At 64.9% G+C, this 15,021-nt stretch carries 14 protein-coding genes; 6 read left to right on the top strand and 8 right to left on the bottom strand.

Going from position 1 to position 15,021, the window contains the following annotated elements; translation table 11 throughout:
- Positions 1 to 173 precede the first annotated feature (173 nt).
- The gene (locus NKI69_RS29805) at positions 174 to 1,406 is read right to left on the bottom strand and encodes an amidohydrolase/deacetylase family metallohydrolase (RefSeq protein ID WP_352442370.1); all 1,233 of its coding nucleotides are present in this window, start codon (positions 1,404 to 1,406) and stop codon (positions 174 to 176) included.
- Positions 1,407 to 1,435: 29 nt separating this feature from the next.
- On the bottom strand, positions 1,436 to 1,801 hold the full coding sequence (locus NKI69_RS29800; RefSeq protein ID WP_128305956.1) for a RidA family protein: 366 nt from the start codon (positions 1,799 to 1,801) through the stop codon (positions 1,436 to 1,438).
- Between the two features lie 221 nt (positions 1,802 to 2,022).
- Here NKI69_RS29800 and NKI69_RS29795 point away from each other — a divergent pair, with 221 nt between their 5' ends.
- Positions 2,023 to 2,508, top strand: coding sequence for a hypothetical protein (locus NKI69_RS29795; protein ID WP_352723094.1), 486 nt, complete (start codon positions 2,023 to 2,025; stop codon positions 2,506 to 2,508).
- A gap of 12 nt (positions 2,509 to 2,520) precedes the next feature.
- Here NKI69_RS29795 and NKI69_RS29790 read toward each other — a convergent pair whose 3' ends face one another.
- On the bottom strand, positions 2,521 to 2,664 hold the full coding sequence (locus NKI69_RS29790) for a hypothetical protein (protein WP_352442368.1): 144 nt from the start codon (positions 2,662 to 2,664) through the stop codon (positions 2,521 to 2,523).
- Positions 2,665 to 2,774: 110 nt separating this feature from the next.
- Between NKI69_RS29790 and NKI69_RS29785 the strand changes: the two genes are divergently transcribed.
- The 3 genes from NKI69_RS29785 to NKI69_RS29775 all read left to right on the top strand — a co-directional run bounded on the left by NKI69_RS29785 (position 2,775) and on the right by NKI69_RS29775 (position 6,047).
- The gene (locus NKI69_RS29785) at positions 2,775 to 3,566 is read left to right on the top strand and encodes a COG4705 family protein (protein WP_352723092.1); all 792 of its coding nucleotides are present in this window, start codon (positions 2,775 to 2,777) and stop codon (positions 3,564 to 3,566) included.
- A gap of 433 nt (positions 3,567 to 3,999) precedes the next feature.
- Positions 4,000 to 4,677, top strand: a complete 678-nt coding sequence (locus tag NKI69_RS29780) for a winged helix-turn-helix domain-containing protein (RefSeq protein ID WP_352442366.1) — start codon at positions 4,000 to 4,002, stop codon at positions 4,675 to 4,677.
- Complete coding sequence (locus NKI69_RS29775; RefSeq protein ID WP_023813395.1) at positions 4,674 to 6,047, top strand: HAMP domain-containing sensor histidine kinase; 1,374 nt, start codon at positions 4,674 to 4,676, stop codon at positions 6,045 to 6,047. The genes NKI69_RS29780 and NKI69_RS29775 overlap by 4 nt, the downstream gene beginning before the upstream one ends.
- A 222-nt stretch (positions 6,048 to 6,269) precedes the next feature.
- Here the strand turns inward: NKI69_RS29775 and NKI69_RS29770 are convergent, their stop codons facing one another.
- Positions 6,270 to 6,698: an Lrp/AsnC family transcriptional regulator gene (locus tag NKI69_RS29770; RefSeq protein WP_023813397.1), complete on the bottom strand. Its 429-nt coding sequence runs from the start codon at positions 6,696 to 6,698 to the stop codon at positions 6,270 to 6,272.
- A gap of 115 nt (positions 6,699 to 6,813) precedes the next feature.
- Between NKI69_RS29770 and NKI69_RS29765 the strand changes: the two genes are divergently transcribed.
- Positions 6,814 to 7,917: a saccharopine dehydrogenase family protein gene (locus NKI69_RS29765; protein ID WP_352723091.1), complete on the top strand. Its 1,104-nt coding sequence runs from the start codon at positions 6,814 to 6,816 to the stop codon at positions 7,915 to 7,917.
- A gap of 158 nt (positions 7,918 to 8,075) precedes the next feature.
- Here the strand turns inward: NKI69_RS29765 and lpdA are convergent, their stop codons facing one another.
- The 4 genes from lpdA to NKI69_RS29745 form a co-directional block, all read right to left on the bottom strand.
- A complete protein-coding gene (gene lpdA, locus NKI69_RS29760) occupies positions 8,076 to 9,473 on the bottom strand; it encodes a dihydrolipoyl dehydrogenase (protein WP_352723090.1) in 1,398 nt (465 codons plus the stop codon).
- A 198-nt stretch (positions 9,474 to 9,671) separates the two neighbouring features.
- Positions 9,672 to 11,054 (bottom strand): dihydrolipoamide acetyltransferase family protein, encoded by a 1,383-nt coding sequence (locus NKI69_RS29755; protein WP_352723088.1) that lies wholly within the window; start codon positions 11,052 to 11,054, stop codon positions 9,672 to 9,674.
- A gap of 1 nt (position 11,055) precedes the next feature.
- The gene (locus NKI69_RS29750) at positions 11,056 to 12,069 is read right to left on the bottom strand and encodes an alpha-ketoacid dehydrogenase subunit beta (RefSeq protein WP_027162844.1); all 1,014 of its coding nucleotides are present in this window, start codon (positions 12,067 to 12,069) and stop codon (positions 11,056 to 11,058) included.
- Between the two features lie 3 nt (positions 12,070 to 12,072).
- Positions 12,073 to 13,305, bottom strand: coding sequence for a 3-methyl-2-oxobutanoate dehydrogenase (2-methylpropanoyl-transferring) subunit alpha (locus NKI69_RS29745; protein WP_352723087.1), 1,233 nt, complete (start codon positions 13,303 to 13,305; stop codon positions 12,073 to 12,075).
- Between the two features lie 515 nt (positions 13,306 to 13,820).
- On the opposite strand from NKI69_RS29745, the gene holA reads away from it, so the two are divergent.
- Complete coding sequence (gene holA, locus NKI69_RS29740) at positions 13,821 to 14,864, top strand: DNA polymerase III subunit delta (RefSeq protein ID WP_352723086.1); 1,044 nt, start codon at positions 13,821 to 13,823, stop codon at positions 14,862 to 14,864.
- Positions 14,865 to 15,021: the final 157 nt, after the last annotated feature.

Raw genomic sequence — 15,021 nt, 5'->3', positions numbered from 1 at the left:
CACGCGAAAGCGGACCAGAATCGGCTTTCAATGCACCAACGGCGATGAAGGGCCTATCGAACAACCATCCTGATCCGTCGCATTCTTCGGCAATGGTCACGGCATGGATCCTCGGGTCTGCGCGTCCGCTTCGCTTCCGCTCCGCCCGTGGATGACGAAGTCGCGCAGAACTTTCACTCATGCCGGTGCCCAAAGTGCCTCGCCGCCACCTCGACATGCGTATGCGACGCCTGCGCCACGAAACGCTCGGTCTCGTTGTGATCAGCCGCCTCGTTCGGCCACCAGGTGCCGCCGATAACGATGCCTTCCGACACCAGCCTCTGGTCGGCGACCAATGACGCGCCGACCGCATCGACAAAGGTGAAGCGGCCCGGGCGCTGCCGGAGCACGGCGACATCGCCGACGGTGCCCACCGCCAGCGTGCCGAGATCAGGCCGCGCGATCGCCCTCGCCGGCGCTTGCGTGGCGGCGCGCAGGACCTCGACCAGCGGCATGCCGAGCGCCAGCAGCTTCGACATGCAGACCAGGATGTCGAAGGCCGGCCCATCGACGCAGTAGAGATGCACGTCGCTCGAGATCACGTCCGGGGCCAGCCCTTCCTCAAGCATGGCGCGGGCGACGGCGAAATCGAACGAGCCCATGCCGTGGCCGATGTCGAAGATGACGCCGCGCTCGCGCGCCAGCCGCATGTCGGGCCGCACCGCGCCGGAGGCGAACACCGGCGCATTGGGAAACGGCCGGAAGCAGTGGGTGAGGATGTCACCCTTGCGCAGGCGCGGCAGCACTTCCGAGCGGCCGGGCGGCGGCTCGTCGATATGCGCCATCAGCGGCAGGCCAGCCTGGTCGGCGGCCTCCAGCGCCAGATCCACCGGGGCGATGCCGCTGGTGCCGCCGGCATGCTTGCCGGAGCGGACTTTTACGCCGACCACGACATCGCGGTGTTCACGCACCGCCGCGACCACCTCGCGCGGTTCGCACAGCCTGAGGTCGCTGCACTCGCCGACCGACACCGTCTGCGAGAAGCCGAAAATGCCGGCAAAGGAAATGTTGACATAGGCCAGGATGCGGACCTTCGACCGCTCCATGACATGGCGGCGGAAGCCGAGGAAATTGCCGGCTCCCGCACTGCCCGCATCGATGAAGGTGGTGGTGCCGCTCTTGGCGGCCAGCCGGTCGGCATCGACGCCAAGCGACGTGCCGCCCCAATAGACGTGGCTGTGCAGGTCGACCAGGCCCGGCGTGACGATGCAGCCGCCGGCATCGACGATCTGCGCGGCGCTGGTCACCGGGATATCGGCATCGACAGCGGCAACGCGGCCATTGGCGATGGCGACATCGCGCGGCGCATCGATCCCGGACGCCGGATCGATCAGCCGTCCACCCTTCAGCAGGAGGTCGAATTGCATTTGGGGTCACCTCCGCTTGGTTGCCTTGCCTACAGAGGCCGGTAGGCGACCGCCTCGACCTCGATCTTGATGTCGATCATCAGCCGCGATTCGACCGTGGTGCGGGCCGGCGGGTCTTTGGGGAAGTGCCGGGCATAGACCGCGTTGAAGGCGCCGAAATCGCGCGCATCCTCCAGCCAGACCGTGGTCTTCACCACATCGTCCATTGTGCAGCCGGCCAGCGCCAGTGCGGCCTTGATGTTGGCGAGCACCTGCTCGGTCTGCTCCGTTATGCCGCCCTTGACCACGATGCCATCGCTGCCGACAGGCACTTGCCCCGAGACATAGACGAGATCACCGGCCCGCACGGCTGGCGACAACGGCACATGCGATGTTCCAAAACACTGTTTCGGCAAGGGACAAGCCTCCTCTGATGACAGGACGGGGTGCCATGGCAGCGCCCGCTTCGATCGACACTTACGCCGATCGGGGCGATCCTCATAGCGGGCTTGTTGGAAAGCAACATTCTTCGAAATCCGCGTTGCTTTATTACAAGAGCGCTTGCATCGTACGCGCTGGCGGGCGACTTGGGAGCCGTAACGCACAGACGCATTTGCCAGAGCGGAGACACCCAGCAATGACTTACGACAAGAACCCGTTTCCATCAGGCGATACCGATCGCCACGCGCTCTGGGAAATGCTGGTGCGGCGCGACATCGACGCCTTCATCGGCCAGGACTGGGCCATGGTCGAGGATGATTTCGTCGGCGAGAGCTTCTTCGGCATGCATGCTCATTTCCTGCATAACGCCGACGCCTGGCGGCTGCAGTTTCCAAGGCTGGACATCTACCGCGACGAATGGCTGCGCCAGGCCAGGGAGACGGCGGCGACCAAATTCGCCGAGCCGCTGCGCGAGGCGCTGTTTCGCGTCACCAACATGCGCGACATCGATGTCGACGGCGACCGCGCCGTGCTGCACAAGAAATTCGACGGCTCGGTTGCCAAGGCGGACGGCAGCGTCGATCGCTTGAAATGGCAGACGCTGTATTTCTGCAGCAAGGTCGGCGGCAGCTGGAAGATCGCCGGCTTCGTCGGCTACATGCCGCATCCGCTCGGCAGCTAGAACCACCGATCACTAGAGCGCAGGGTGGGTCGGGCCGAACGTGCGGCCCGGCATCGCGCCCGCCATCAGCGCGCCGTTGAGCAGCAATGGCGGATGCAAGGCGCCGCATTCCATCAAACGCACCGCCAGGCATTCCCAATGCCTTTTGCGCGCCATTCTTACGAATTTGTATGCCGCCGGACAGGCCGGTGTGAACTCGTTTGCTTACGATGCGCGGGGTGGATCGCCACCGCCCCGCCGCAACCGTCGACCTCTGGACTTCAGCCATGCTCGCGCCCAACAGGCAACAACCCGCCGCACCGAGCCACAGCAGGGTTCCCGACGTCACCCTCGACTTCTGGCTGGTCAAGCTGATGGCGGTCACCACGGGCGAGACCGCGGCGGATTATCTTGCCGACACACTCGGGCTTGGGCTGACCGCCACCTCGCTGATCATGACCGGCATCCTGACCACGGCCCTCGTCCTGCAGTTTACGCGGAAACGCTATATGCCGTGGGCTTATTGGCCGGCGGTGGTGCTGATCAGCATCGTCGGCACGCTGGTGACGGACAGCCTCGTCGACAGTTTCGGCGTGCGCCTGCAGACGGCAACCATCGCCTTCTCGGTCGCGCTCGCTGCGACATTCGCGGTCTGGTACGCCAGCGAAAGGACGCTGTCGATCCACACCATCTTCACCACCAGGCGCGAGATCTTCTACTGGCTGGCGATCCTGCTGACCTTCGCGCTCGGCACCGCCGCCGGCGATCTCGTCGCCGAAAGCTTCGACATGGGCTACCTCACGACGGGGCTGCTGTTCGGCGGCGTCATCGCGCTGATAGCGCTCGCCTACTGGCTGCTCAGTCTCGACGGCATCCTGGCCTTCTGGCTCGCCTATATCCTGACGCGGCCGCTCGGCGCCTCATTCGGTGACCTGCTGTCGCGGTCGGCCAGGCATGGCGGCCTGGGCTTCGGCACCATCTTCACCAGCCTGCTCTTCCTTGGCTGCATCATCGCCCTCGTCCTGCACATGACCCTGAAGGGCGACGAGGCCGATGAGATCCTCCTGGAATCGGATTGACCTCAGCGTGTGCGTGCGCTGACCAAGTGCAGAGCAGAATGGAAGTTTTCTTCAGTAGCGATCCTTCACACCCCCCTCTGGCCTGCCGGCCATCTCCCCCGCAAGGGGGGAGATTGACTGTACCTCCGCTTTCGCCAATCTCGAATGTTGCAAGAGTTGCAAGAGGGGTGGGGGATCGAAGCTGCCGATCTCCCCCCTTGCTTGCGGGGGAGATGCCCGGAAGGGCAGAGGGGGGTGCTGTCCCGCGGACGTCGGGTTCCGCATCGCTACGCGGCTCGGAGATGTCACGGCATCCCAAGGACGAAGCCAGGAAAGCTTCCGCCAATCGCGAATGTATGACGAAAGCGCCACCATACCTGCGCCTTCGTGACATCCTAGGAACAAGCCCGTGCCGGTGATAGCCTCTCCATCTCGGCAACGGACCGGACCTTTCATGCGACTGCTTCTCGTCGAGGACGACCACAGGACGGCCGACTATATCGTCAGGGGACTGACCGAGGCCGGCCATGTCTGCGACCTGCTGCGCAACGGACATGACGCGCTGTTCGCGGCGACCCGGGGCAATTACGACGTGATCATCGCCGATCGGATGATCCCCGGCCTCGACGGCCTGTCGATGATCAAGGCGGTCCGCGCCGCCGGCGTGCGGACGCCGGCGATCTTTCTCACCTCGGTCGGCGGCATCGACGACCGCGTCGAGGGGCTCGAGGCCGGCGGCGACGACTATCTGGTCAAGCCCTTCGCCTTTTCCGAGCTTCTCGCCCGCATCAACGCGCTCGGCCGGCGGCCGGCGGCGCAGGAGCAGAAAACCGTTCTACGGGTTGCCGACCTCGAGATGGACCTGATCATGCGACGCGTCATCAGGCGGGGCCAGACGATCGACCTGCAGCCGCGGGAATTCAGCCTGCTGGAAGTGCTGATGCGCGGCGAAGGCCGTGTCATCACCCGCACCATGCTTCTGGAGCGCGTCTGGGATTTTCATTTCGATCCCAGGACCAGCGTCGTCGAGACCCATATCAGCCGGCTGCGGGCCAAGGTCGACAAGCCCTTCGAAACCCAGCTCATCCACACCGTCCGCAACACCGGCTACAGCCTGCACGCGCCGTCATGACCGGAACATGGTCCCGCCTGCTGCGCAGCACGCCGTTCCGGCTGGCCCTGACCTTCGCCTTCCTGTTCGTGCTGGCCTTCGTCCTGTCGGGCGCCATCGTCTACCAGATGATGAGCGCCGATCTTGCCGAGCGGCTCGACGACACCATCAAGGAGACCTACGCGGTGGTCGCCGCGACCTATGCCGAGAACGATCTCAAGGAGCTGGTTGAGACCGTCGGCAGCCACTCCCTGCGCAGCCTCAAGAAGGAGCAGCTGTTTTCGCTGACCGACGCGACGGGCAATCGCCTGGCCGGCAACTTCACCGCGGCAGGGCTCCCCGACGGCTTCTCGATGTTCGACACCGAAATGCCCGGCGTGCCGCCCGGCGCCGAGTACCGCGCCTATTCCGGTCCGGTCGGCGGCAACACCCTGACCGTCGCCTTCAGCCTTTCCGAGACGGAGGAGCTGGAGAGGATCGTGCTGATGAGCTTTGGCTGGGGAACCCTGATCATCACCGGGCTGGCGGTCGCCGGCGGCGCCCTGCTGGCCTCGCGGGTCCAGCGCCGTCTCGACGGCATCGCCGCCACCATGGTGGATGTCTCGCACGGACGGCTGGACACCCGCATTCCGCTGACCGGCAAGGGCGACGACATCGACATCGTCTCCAGCCAGGTCAATGCCGCGCTCGATCGCCTGTCGGCACTGGTCGAAGGCATGAAACAGGTCAGCGCCAACATCGCCCACGACCTGAAGACGCCGCTCAACCGGTTGCAGATGATCCTCGACACCGCATCGGAAAAGAACCTGTCGGGCCAGAAAATCGCGGCTGAACTGGCGGAGGCGCATGCCGAGAGCCTGCAGATCAACGAGACCTTCGATGCGCTGCTGCGCATCGCGCAGATCGAAGCCGGCGCGCGCCGGGCGCGGTTCACCGATGTCGATCTGGGCGAGGTGCTGCAAACCATCGCCGAGATCTATGCCGATGTTGCCGAGGACGACGGAAAGTCGCTGTCGTTGGCGCAACCACAGGAAACGACGGACCGGATCCATGGCGATCGCGAGCTGTTGACGCAGATGTTCGCCAATCTGGTCGAGAACGCGCTGCGCCATTGTCCATCGGGCACGACGATAAAGCTGTCGGCGACGCGCCAGGGCGAACGCGTCGTTGCCGGTGTCGCCGACAACGGTCCCGGCATTCCCACCGACGAACATGAAAAAGTGTTTCAGCGGCTTTATCGGCTGGACCATAGCCGGTCGACATCCGGCAGCGGGCTGGGTCTCAGCCTTGTCAGGGCCATCGCCGACCTGCATGGCGCGTCGATTACGCTTGAGGATTGTCGGCCTGGCCTTGAGGTGGCGGTGAGCTTTCCGCCGGCGCTGGATTGGTAGGCGAAATGAACCATTCGTCCAATGCCTGAGGTAAGGAAATTGGCGAAAGCCGAAGTGACGGCCAATCTCCCCCCTTGCGGGGGAGATGCCTGGCAAGGCAGAGGGGGGTGCTGTCCCGCCGACCTGTCGATCTGTCACACGGCGCAGATGGCCGGGCTAGCGCCTGAGCACCCCCCTCTGGCCTGCCGGCCATCTCCCCCGCAAGGGGGGAGATCAGCAGCTTCACCTATCTATCCGCGTCGACAGGATGATCGACGACAAAGTCCGCTCGACTCCGTCCATGGCGCCGATCTGGTCGAGCAGCATGTCGAGGTCGCGGATCGACGGCGCGTCGACGATGACGATCATATCGAAATTGCCGCTGACCGAATGCAGCGTCCTGACCGTCGCCAGGCCGCGCAGGGCGCGCACCACCTTGTCGGCGAGCTTGGGCGTCACGGTGAGCAGCACATGTGCCCGCACCAGCCCCTGCTCGTAGTCCGGCGCCAGCCGCACGCCATAGCCTGATATGATGCCGCGCTGCTCCAGCCGTTCGATCCGGCTCTGTACCGTGGTCCGCGAGACGCCAAGCCGCCGCGCCAGCTCGGCGGTCGAGGCGCGCGCATTCTCGCGCAGCAGGGAAAGCAGGGCTTGTTCGGCGTCACTGAGCATTTCGACGATTCTTCTCGGCAGACTAGCCAATAGATGGTTTCGTTTCGAACAAAACCACGCTTCCATTCGACGGGCAAGCTGCGAATCTGGGCTTACAATCAGTGAGGGATCGGTCATGAAGAAAATTGTCGTTGTCGGCGCCGGAAAGATCGGCTCGACCATTGCCGAGATGCTCGCCGCCACGGGGGATTATCAGGTCACGCTTGTCGACCGCTCGGCAGCACAGCTCGCTTCCGCCGAACTGCCGGCCACGGTCGCGACGCTGGAGCTCGACATCGAGGCATCCGGCACGCTGGAAGCCGCCCTCGCCGGCAAATTCGCGGTGCTCAGCGCCGCTCCCTTCCATCTGACCACGTGCATCGCCGAGGCAGCGGCCAGTGCCGGCGTGCACTATCTCGACCTCACCGAGGATGTCGTCTCGACCCGCCGCGTCAAGGAATTGGCGCGCTCCGGCAGAAACGCCTTCATTCCGCAATGCGGTCTGGCGCCGGGCTTCATCTCGATCGTCGCCAACGATCTCGCCAGCCGCTTCGACACGCTGGAGAGCGTGCGCATGCGCGTCGGCGCTTTGCCGCAATACCCGTCCAACGCGCTGAACTACAATCTGACCTGGAGCACCGACGGCGTCATCAACGAATATTGCGAGCCCTGCGAGGCGATCGTCGAGGGCGAACTGGTCGAAGTGCCGCCGCTGGAGGAGCGCGAGGAGTTCTCGCTCGACGGCGTCACCTACGAGGCCTTCAACACCTCCGGTGGGCTCGGCACGCTGGCCGAGACGCTGAAGGGCAGAGTGCGCACGCTGAACTACCGCACCATCCGCTATCCCGGCCACGCCGCGATCATGAAGGCGCTGCTCAACGACCTTGGCCTGCGCCACCGCCGTGACGTGCTGAAAGACATTTTCGAGAGCGCCCTGCCGGCAACGCTGCAGGACGTGGTCATCGTCTTCGTCACCGTCTCGGGCCGCAAGAACGGCCGCCTGCTGCAGGAGACCTACGCCAACAAGATCTACTCGAAGCGTGTCGGCGACACGGTGCGCAGCGCCATCCAGATCACCACCGCATCCGGCATCTGCGCCGTGCTCGACATGCTGGCCGACGGCAGCCTGCCGGCGACCGGCTTCGTCAAGCAGGAAGACATCGCGCTCGACGCATTCCTAGCCAACCGCTTCGGCCGCGCCTATGCCCAGCACGAGATGGTGAGCCGGCTGGCGAGCTGAAGTTCTTCACCCTCCCCCTTGTGGGGAGGGTCGGCTCGCATGCGTAGCGAAGCGTAGACTGCGAGACGGGGTGGGGTGAGCGCTGACGGTCGGCGAGGACCCCCACCCCGCTCCGCTTCGCGGATCGACCCTCCCCACAAGGGGGAGGGTAAGCATCCTCAAATATGCAGCGCGTGCCCCAGCGCCTTGAGCGCCGCTTCCTGGAACCCTTCGCCCTGCGTCGGATGCGCATGGATCGTGCCGGCAATGTCCTCCAGCCGCGCGCCCATCTCCAGCGCCAGCCCGAATGACGCCGCCAGTTCCGACACACCTTGCCCGACCGCCTGGATGCCAAGCACCAGATGGTTGTCGGCCCGCGCCACCACGCGGACGAAGCCGTCTTCGCCCAGCTTCGTCATCGCCCGGCCATTGGCGGCGAACGGGAACATGCCGATCTTGATCTCGCCGCCCAGAGCCCTGGCCTCTTCCGGCGAAAGACCAGCGGTGACGAGTTCCGGATCGGTGAAGCAAACGGCGGGAATGGCGCGCTTGTCCCAGTTGCGCTTGTGACCGGCGATGATCTCGGCGACCATCTCGCCCTGGGCCATCGCCCGGTGCGCCAGCATCGGCTCACCGGTGACGTCACCGATGGCAAAGATGCCGCGCATCGAGGTGCGGCACTGCTCGTCGATGCGGATGAATTTTCCAGCCATATCAAGGTCGATCTGCTCGAGCCCCCAGCCTTCGGTCACCGGCTTGCGGCCGACCGTCACCAGGATTTTTTCGGCGGCGACCTTGGCGCTCTTGCCGTCGGATGTCTCGATCAGCAGCGCGTCGCCTTTGGTCGACAGCCCCTTGGCCTTTGCACCCAGCATCACCTCGATGCCGAGTGCGTTGAGCCGCTTGACCACCGGCCGGGTGAGTTCCGCATCATATTGCGCCAGCACGCGCGGCAACGCCTCGACCACGGTCACTTTGGCGCCCATTTTGGCGAAGGCCATGCCGAGTTCCAGGCCGATATAGCCGCCACCGACGACCGCGAGTTTTTTCGGCACATCGCTGAGCGCCAACGCCTCCGTGGAGGAAATCACCGGACCGCCAAAGGGCAGGAACGGCAGTTCGACCGGCGTCGAGCCGGTGGCGATGACGATCGCCTCGGCGCGGATGACTTGGCTTCCCGTCTCGGTCTCGACCTCCACAGTCTTGCCGTCGCGAAAGCTCGCCCAGCCATGCACGGTCTTCACGCCTGCCTTCTTGAGCAGGCCGGCGACGCCGCTGTTGAGCCGGCTCACGATGCCGTCCTTCCAGGCGATCGTCTTAGCCAGGTCGAGCGTCGGTGCGGTGAGCGAAATGCCAAGCGGGCTCTTGCCGCCTTCCATGTGCGAGACCCTCTCGAACTCTTCCGCCGCATGGATCAGCGCCTTGGATGGGATGCAGCCGACATTGAGGCAGGTGCCGCCCGGTTTGCCGGCCTCGACGATTACCGTATCGACGCCGAGCTGTCCCGCGCGGATGGCGCAGATGTAACCGCCAGGACCGGCGCCGATGACGAGCAGCTTGCAGGAGATTTCTTTCATGACGGCACGCTCTCTATGGTGACGAAGGCCCCCTCATCCGACCGCTTCGCGGCCACCTTCGCCCCGCTGGGGAGAAGAGACTGGCGCCTGCGCTGACGACCTCCTCTCCCCTCGGGGAGAGGTCGGAGCGCCCCGAATTGCCTTTGCAATTCGGCTGGCAATCCGGGTGAGGGGGCCTTTGCGACGGTTCTCATCCCCTCAATCCACGAAAATCAGCGCCGGTGTTTCCAGCAGCGTCTTTATCCGCTGGATGAACACCGCCGCGTCCCAGCCGTCGATGACGCGATGGTCGAAGCTCGACGACAGGTTCATCATCTTGCGCGGCATGAACTGGGTGCCGTCCCACACCGGCCGCACCATCATCTTGTTGACGCCGATGATCGCCACTTCCGGATGGTTGATCACCGGCGTCGTCGCCACGCCGCCCATGGCGCCGAGCGAGGTGATGGTGATGGTCGAGCCGGACAGCTCGTCGCGTGTCGCGGTGCCGGACTTGGCAGCCTCGGCCAACCTGATGACCTCAGTGCCGCATTCCCAGATGTCGCGCGCCTCGGCATGCCTGACCACCGGCACCACCAGCCCCGACGGCGTCTGCGCGGCAATGCCGATATGGATGCCGCCATGCTGGTGGATGATGCCGGCCTCGTCGTCGAACAGCGAATTGAGGTTGGGCTGGTCCGCTATCGCCTTGACCATCGCCCGCATCAGGAACGGTAGCAGCGTCAGCTTCGGCCGCTCCACGCCCGGGCGCTTCTCCTTGTTGAGTGCGGCGCGCAATTCCTCCAGCGCGGTGACGTCGATCTCCTCGACATAGGTGATGTGCGGGATGCGCGATTTGGACAGCGTCATCTTCTCGGCGATCTTGCGCCGCAGCCCGACCACCTTGATGTCCTGTATCGTATCGTTGCGGGCGAGACCGGATGTCCTGGCGACCTGCGGGCCGCGCGCCAGGAACGCCTCGATATCCTCATGGCCGATGCGCCCGGCAGGGCCGCTCCCCGCAACCTGCCGGAGATCGATGCCCGCCTCTTTTGCCCGCAGACGGACGGCCGGAGAGGCCAACGATCTTTCGCCCTCGGGACGGGGTGCGCCGGCGGGCGCGACAACTCCGGACGTCGGCGCAGTACCCCCGCCCCTAGCCCCTCCCCACAAGGGGGAGGGGGATTCTGTCTGCGCTGCTCGCACGCTTTTTGCGGAGGACTCTGATGATGGCGAAGTAGATTTTGCTCCGCCCTTGGAGGCCGTGGCGCGTCCCCCTCCCCCTTGTGAGGGGCTAGGGGTGGGGGTACTCTCAGCCGTGACTTTTGCCGGCGTCGCACCACCCGCAACATTGCCCTCGCCCGCCACCTTCAGCCGCACGATGGGCGAGCCGATCGCCACCGTGTCGCCGATCTCGGCGCCCAGCCACAGGATTTCGCCGTCGACAGGCGACGGGATTTCGACCGTCGCCTTGTCGGTCATGACGGCGGCAAGCACGGTGTCCTCGCGCACCATGTCGCCGATCTTGACGTGCCATTCGACGAGCTCGGCTTCGGCGACACCCTCGCCGACATCGGGCAGCTTGATGATGTGTTCGCCCATCTCAGGCCCCCATGGTTTCAAGCAAAGCACGGCCTACCCGGGCGGGACCGGGGAAATAGTCCCATTCCTGCGCATGCGGATAGGGCGTGTCCCAGCCGGCAACGCGAGCGACCGGCGCTTCGAGGTGATAGAAGCAGTTTTCCTGCACCAGGGCCGACAGTTCGGCGCCGAAGCCCGACGTCAGCGTCGCCTCGTGCACGATGACGCAGCGCCCAGTCTTCTTGACCGAGGCGACGATCGTGTCGAGATCGAGCGGCAAAAGGGTCCTGAGATCGATGATCTCGGCATCGATGCCGGTTTCCTCGACCGCGGCCTGCGCGACATAGACCATGGTGCCGTAGGCGAGCACGGTGAGGGCCGAGCCTGCCCGGCGGATCGCCGCCTTGCCGAGCGGCACGGTGTAGTGGCCGTCGGCGACCTCTCCGAGCTCATGTTTCGACCACGGCGTCACCGGCCGGTCGTGATGGCCGTCGAAAGGGCCGTTGTAGAGCCGCTTCGGCTCCAAAAAAATCACCGGATCGGGGTCTTCGATCGCCGCGATGAGTAGCCCTTTGGCGTCATGTGGGTTGGACGGCACCACGGTCTTCAGTCCCGACACATGGGTGAACAGCGCTTCCGGGCTCTGGCTGTGGGTCTGGCCGCCAAAAATGCCGCCGCCGGTCGGCATGCGCACCACGATCGGACAGGTGAAATCGCCGTTGGAGCGGTAACGCAGCCGTGCCGCTTCCTGCGTCAGCTGGTCGTAGGCCGGATACATGTAGTCGGCAAACTGAATCTCCACGCACGGCTTCAAGCCATAGGCGGCCATGCCGATGGCCGAGCCGACAATGCCGGATTCGTTGATCGGCGCATCGAAGCAGCGGCTCTTGCCGTATTTGGCCTGCAGGCCTTGCGTGCAGCGGAATACGCCGCCGAAGAAGCCGACATCTTCGCCGAACACGACGACTTTGTCGTCGCGCCCCATCGACACGTCCATGGCATCGCGAATGGCCTCGATCATGGTCCGTCTCGGCATGGCTCAAACCCCCGCCTGCTGGCGCTGGCGTCTGAGATGCGGCGGCATCTCGGCATAGAGCCCTTCGAACATGTCGCGTGTCGACGGCTTGCCGCCGGCATGCAGCGTGCCGTGGCTTTCCGCTTCCTTCTGCGCCGCGATGACCGTGTCGAGGATTTCCGCCTCGGCCTGCGCGTGCCGCTCGTCCGACCAGACGCCGAGCGCGATGAGATGGTTCTTCAGCCGCACGATAGGGTCGCCGAGCGGCCAGGCGTCGGATTCGGTCTTTGGCCGATAGGCCGAGGGGTCGTCCGAGCTCGAATGCGCGCCGGCGCGGTAGGTGACATATTCGACCAGCGTCGGCCCGAGATTGCTGCGCGCCCGCTCCGCCGCCCATTTGGCAACGGCATGCACCGCGAGATAATCATTACCGTCGACGCGCAGCGACGGGATGCCGAAGCCAAGGCCTCTCGCCGCGAACGTGCCCGAGCCGCCGCGTGCGATGCCTTGAAAGGTCGAGATCGCCCACTGGTTGTTGACGACGTTGAGCACGACGGGCGCCTTGTAGGTGGAGGCGAACACCAGCGCCGAGTGGAAATCGGATTCGGCCGTCGAGCCGTCGCCGATCCACGCGGCTGCGATGCGCGAATCGTTCGATATCGCCGAGGCCATCGCCCAGCCGACCGCCTGGATGTACTGCGTCGCCAGATTGCCGGAGATCGAGAAGAAGCCGTGCTCCTTCGACGAATACATGACCGGCAATTGCCGGCCTTTCAGCGGGTCGGCCTCGTTGGAATAGATCTGGTTCATCATCGTGACCATCGGATAGCCGTCGGCGATGAGCAGCCCTGCCTGGCGATAGGTCGGAAAATTCATATCGCCCGGCGCCAGCGCCTTGCGGAAGGCGCAAGCCACCGCCTCTTCGCCCAGATGCTGCATGTAGAACGAGGTCTTGCCCTGCCGCTGCGCCATCTGCATGCGCGCGTCGAAGGCCCGCAGCGTCATCATGTGGCGCAGCCCGGCCAGCAGCTCGTCGCTGGAAAGCAGGCCGGCCCAGGGACCGACGGCCTCGCCAGTGCGGTTCAGCACGCGGATGATCGAGAAGGCATGATCGCGGATGGCCCGCGGATCGACGTCGATCTCGGGGCGCGCCACCGAGCCGGCCTTGGGGATCGGCACATTGGAAAAGTCAGGCGTCCCGCCCGGCCGCACTTCCGGTTCCGGAACGTGGAAACGCAACATCCCAGCATCGGCCATGACCTTTGTCCTCCAATGTTGCCTGGTGCCGATATTTGCATATCTGCGCCGCCAGGCCAGTGCGAATTCGTCGGGGTAGCCTGCGGACGTCGGTCCCGGCCGCGCCGGCCGATCCAGCCTCCCCAGCACCAAGATGAAGATATGTCGACGAAATTTCTTGTCGATGTTGGGGGATGGCGCGCAATTAGGGAGAAGGTTGGGCTGGGTTTGCCGGAAGATAAGGTGATTGGCGAAGGCGGCGAAGCGTAATCTCCCTCCTTGAGGGGGAGATGGCCGGCAGGCCAGAGGGGGTCGGTTCGACTGGATGCGACCTCCTTGCGGCAGACGAAGGTTAGCGCTCCACGCGCAACGACCCCCTCTGTCGCCTTCGGCGACATCTCCCCTCAAGGGGGGAGATTACTCGCTCCGCCGCTTTTGCCAATCTTCCACGCTGCGAGAAAATCACGCGCATCATCCTTTGCCCCAATCACCAACCTCCATTCACCCCGCCCCCGCATCATGCTAACCAACCCGCCATGGCACAGAAGAAAGCATATGAGGTCGATGGGTGGTTGGCGCGGCCTGATGCGCGCATTTCCATCGTCCTGCTTTACGGCCCCGATCGCGGCCTCGTCTCCGAGCGGGCGAAGGCCTTTGCCGGCAAGACCGGCCTGGCTCTCGACGATCCCTTCTCGGTGGTCAGGCTCGAGGGTTCGGAGGTCGACCGCGATGAGGGCCGGCTGCTCGACGAAGCGCGCACCGTGCCGATGTTTTCCGACCGGCGGCTGCTATGGGTGCGCAATGCCAGCGGCCAGAAGGCATTGGCCGACGACGTCAAGGCGCTGACGGCGGAGCCCGCGCGCGATGCCATCATTCTCATCGAGGCCGGCGATCTCAAGAAGGGTGTCGGCCTGCGCGCCATCGTCGAGGCGGCGGACAATGCCATGGCGCTGCCGTGCTATGCCGATGAGGCGCGCGACATCGACGGCGTCATTGATGCCGAACTGGGCAAGGCCGGCATGTCGATGACCATGGAGGCGAGGCAGGCGCTGCGCCGTAATCTCGGCGGCGACCGGTTGGCCTCGCGCGGCGAGATCGAAAAGCTCGTGCTCTACGCCCATGGCCAGAACGAGATCGGGCTGGAGGAGGTCAAGGCGATGTCGGGCGACGTCTCCGGCGCCTCTTTCGACGACGCGGTCGACGCGCTCCTCGAAGGCAAGATCGGCGACTTCGACACCGCCTTCACCCGCCATTGCCAGTCTGGCGGCCAGCCCTTCCTGGTGCTGTCCTCGGCAATGCGGCAGTTGCAGCAGATCCAGACCATGCGCGGCCAGATGGAGTCCGGCAACCGCAACGCCGCCTCGGTCGTCGCCGCCGCCCGCCCGCCGGTGTTTTTCTCCAGACGCAAGCTGGTCGAGAAGGCGCTGGAACGTTGGAACGTCGACGCGCTCAGCCGCGCGCTGATGCGGCTGCAGACGGCGGTGCTGCAGACCAGGCGGCGGCCGGATCTATCGGTGGCGTTGGCGCGGCAGGCGCTGCTGGGTATTGCCGTGGAGAGCAGCCGGCTGGCGCAGAGGTAGGAGATTGGCCAATCTCCCCCCTCGTGGGCCTGTTGCAAAATTGTGTGGATGTGATTCCCTGTTTTTGAACCAGGGATCTTGCGATGACGACGAAGCCGAGCGGTCAGTTCAGTTTTGTGGAGGCTCTGCTGCCGCAGGGTCTTGGTCGGAGCGGTCG

Origin of the sequence: Mesorhizobium sp. M0491 (genome assembly GCF_040321265.1) — a bacterium.
Lineage (GTDB): Bacteria > Pseudomonadota > Alphaproteobacteria > Rhizobiales > Rhizobiaceae > Mesorhizobium.
Note: the sequence above shows the minus strand (reverse complement) of the source record. Positions and strands in the feature narration are given on the sequence as shown.

Excerpts from the sequence above, each read along its gene's own strand:
- NKI69_RS29805 (WP_352442370.1), bottom strand. The coding sequence starts at position 1,406 with ATGCAATTCGACCTCCTGCTGAAGGGTGGACGGCTGATCGATCCGGCG.
- NKI69_RS29795 (WP_352723094.1), top strand. The coding sequence starts at position 2,023 with ATGACTTACGACAAGAACCCGTTTCCATCAGGCGATACCGATCGCCAC.
- NKI69_RS29790 (WP_352442368.1), bottom strand. The coding sequence starts at position 2,664 with ATGGCGCGCAAAAGGCATTGGGAATGCCTGGCGGTGCGTTTGATGGAA.
- NKI69_RS29785 (WP_352723092.1), top strand. The coding sequence starts at position 2,775 with ATGCTCGCGCCCAACAGGCAACAACCCGCCGCACCGAGCCACAGCAGG.
- NKI69_RS29780 (WP_352442366.1), top strand. The coding sequence starts at position 4,000 with ATGCGACTGCTTCTCGTCGAGGACGACCACAGGACGGCCGACTATATC.
- NKI69_RS29775 (WP_023813395.1), top strand. The coding sequence starts at position 4,674 with ATGACCGGAACATGGTCCCGCCTGCTGCGCAGCACGCCGTTCCGGCTG.
- NKI69_RS29770 (WP_023813397.1), bottom strand. The coding sequence starts at position 6,698 with ATGCTCAGTGACGCCGAACAAGCCCTGCTTTCCCTGCTGCGCGAGAAT.
- NKI69_RS29765 (WP_352723091.1), top strand. The coding sequence starts at position 6,814 with ATGAAGAAAATTGTCGTTGTCGGCGCCGGAAAGATCGGCTCGACCATT.
- lpdA (WP_352723090.1), bottom strand. The coding sequence starts at position 9,473 with ATGAAAGAAATCTCCTGCAAGCTGCTCGTCATCGGCGCCGGTCCTGGC.
- NKI69_RS29755 (WP_352723088.1), bottom strand. The coding sequence starts at position 11,054 with ATGGGCGAACACATCATCAAGCTGCCCGATGTCGGCGAGGGTGTCGCC.
- NKI69_RS29750 (WP_027162844.1), bottom strand. The coding sequence starts at position 12,069 with ATGCCGAGACGGACCATGATCGAGGCCATTCGCGATGCCATGGACGTG.
- NKI69_RS29745 (WP_352723087.1), bottom strand. The coding sequence starts at position 13,305 with ATGGCCGATGCTGGGATGTTGCGTTTCCACGTTCCGGAACCGGAAGTG.
- holA (WP_352723086.1), top strand. The coding sequence starts at position 13,821 with ATGGCACAGAAGAAAGCATATGAGGTCGATGGGTGGTTGGCGCGGCCT.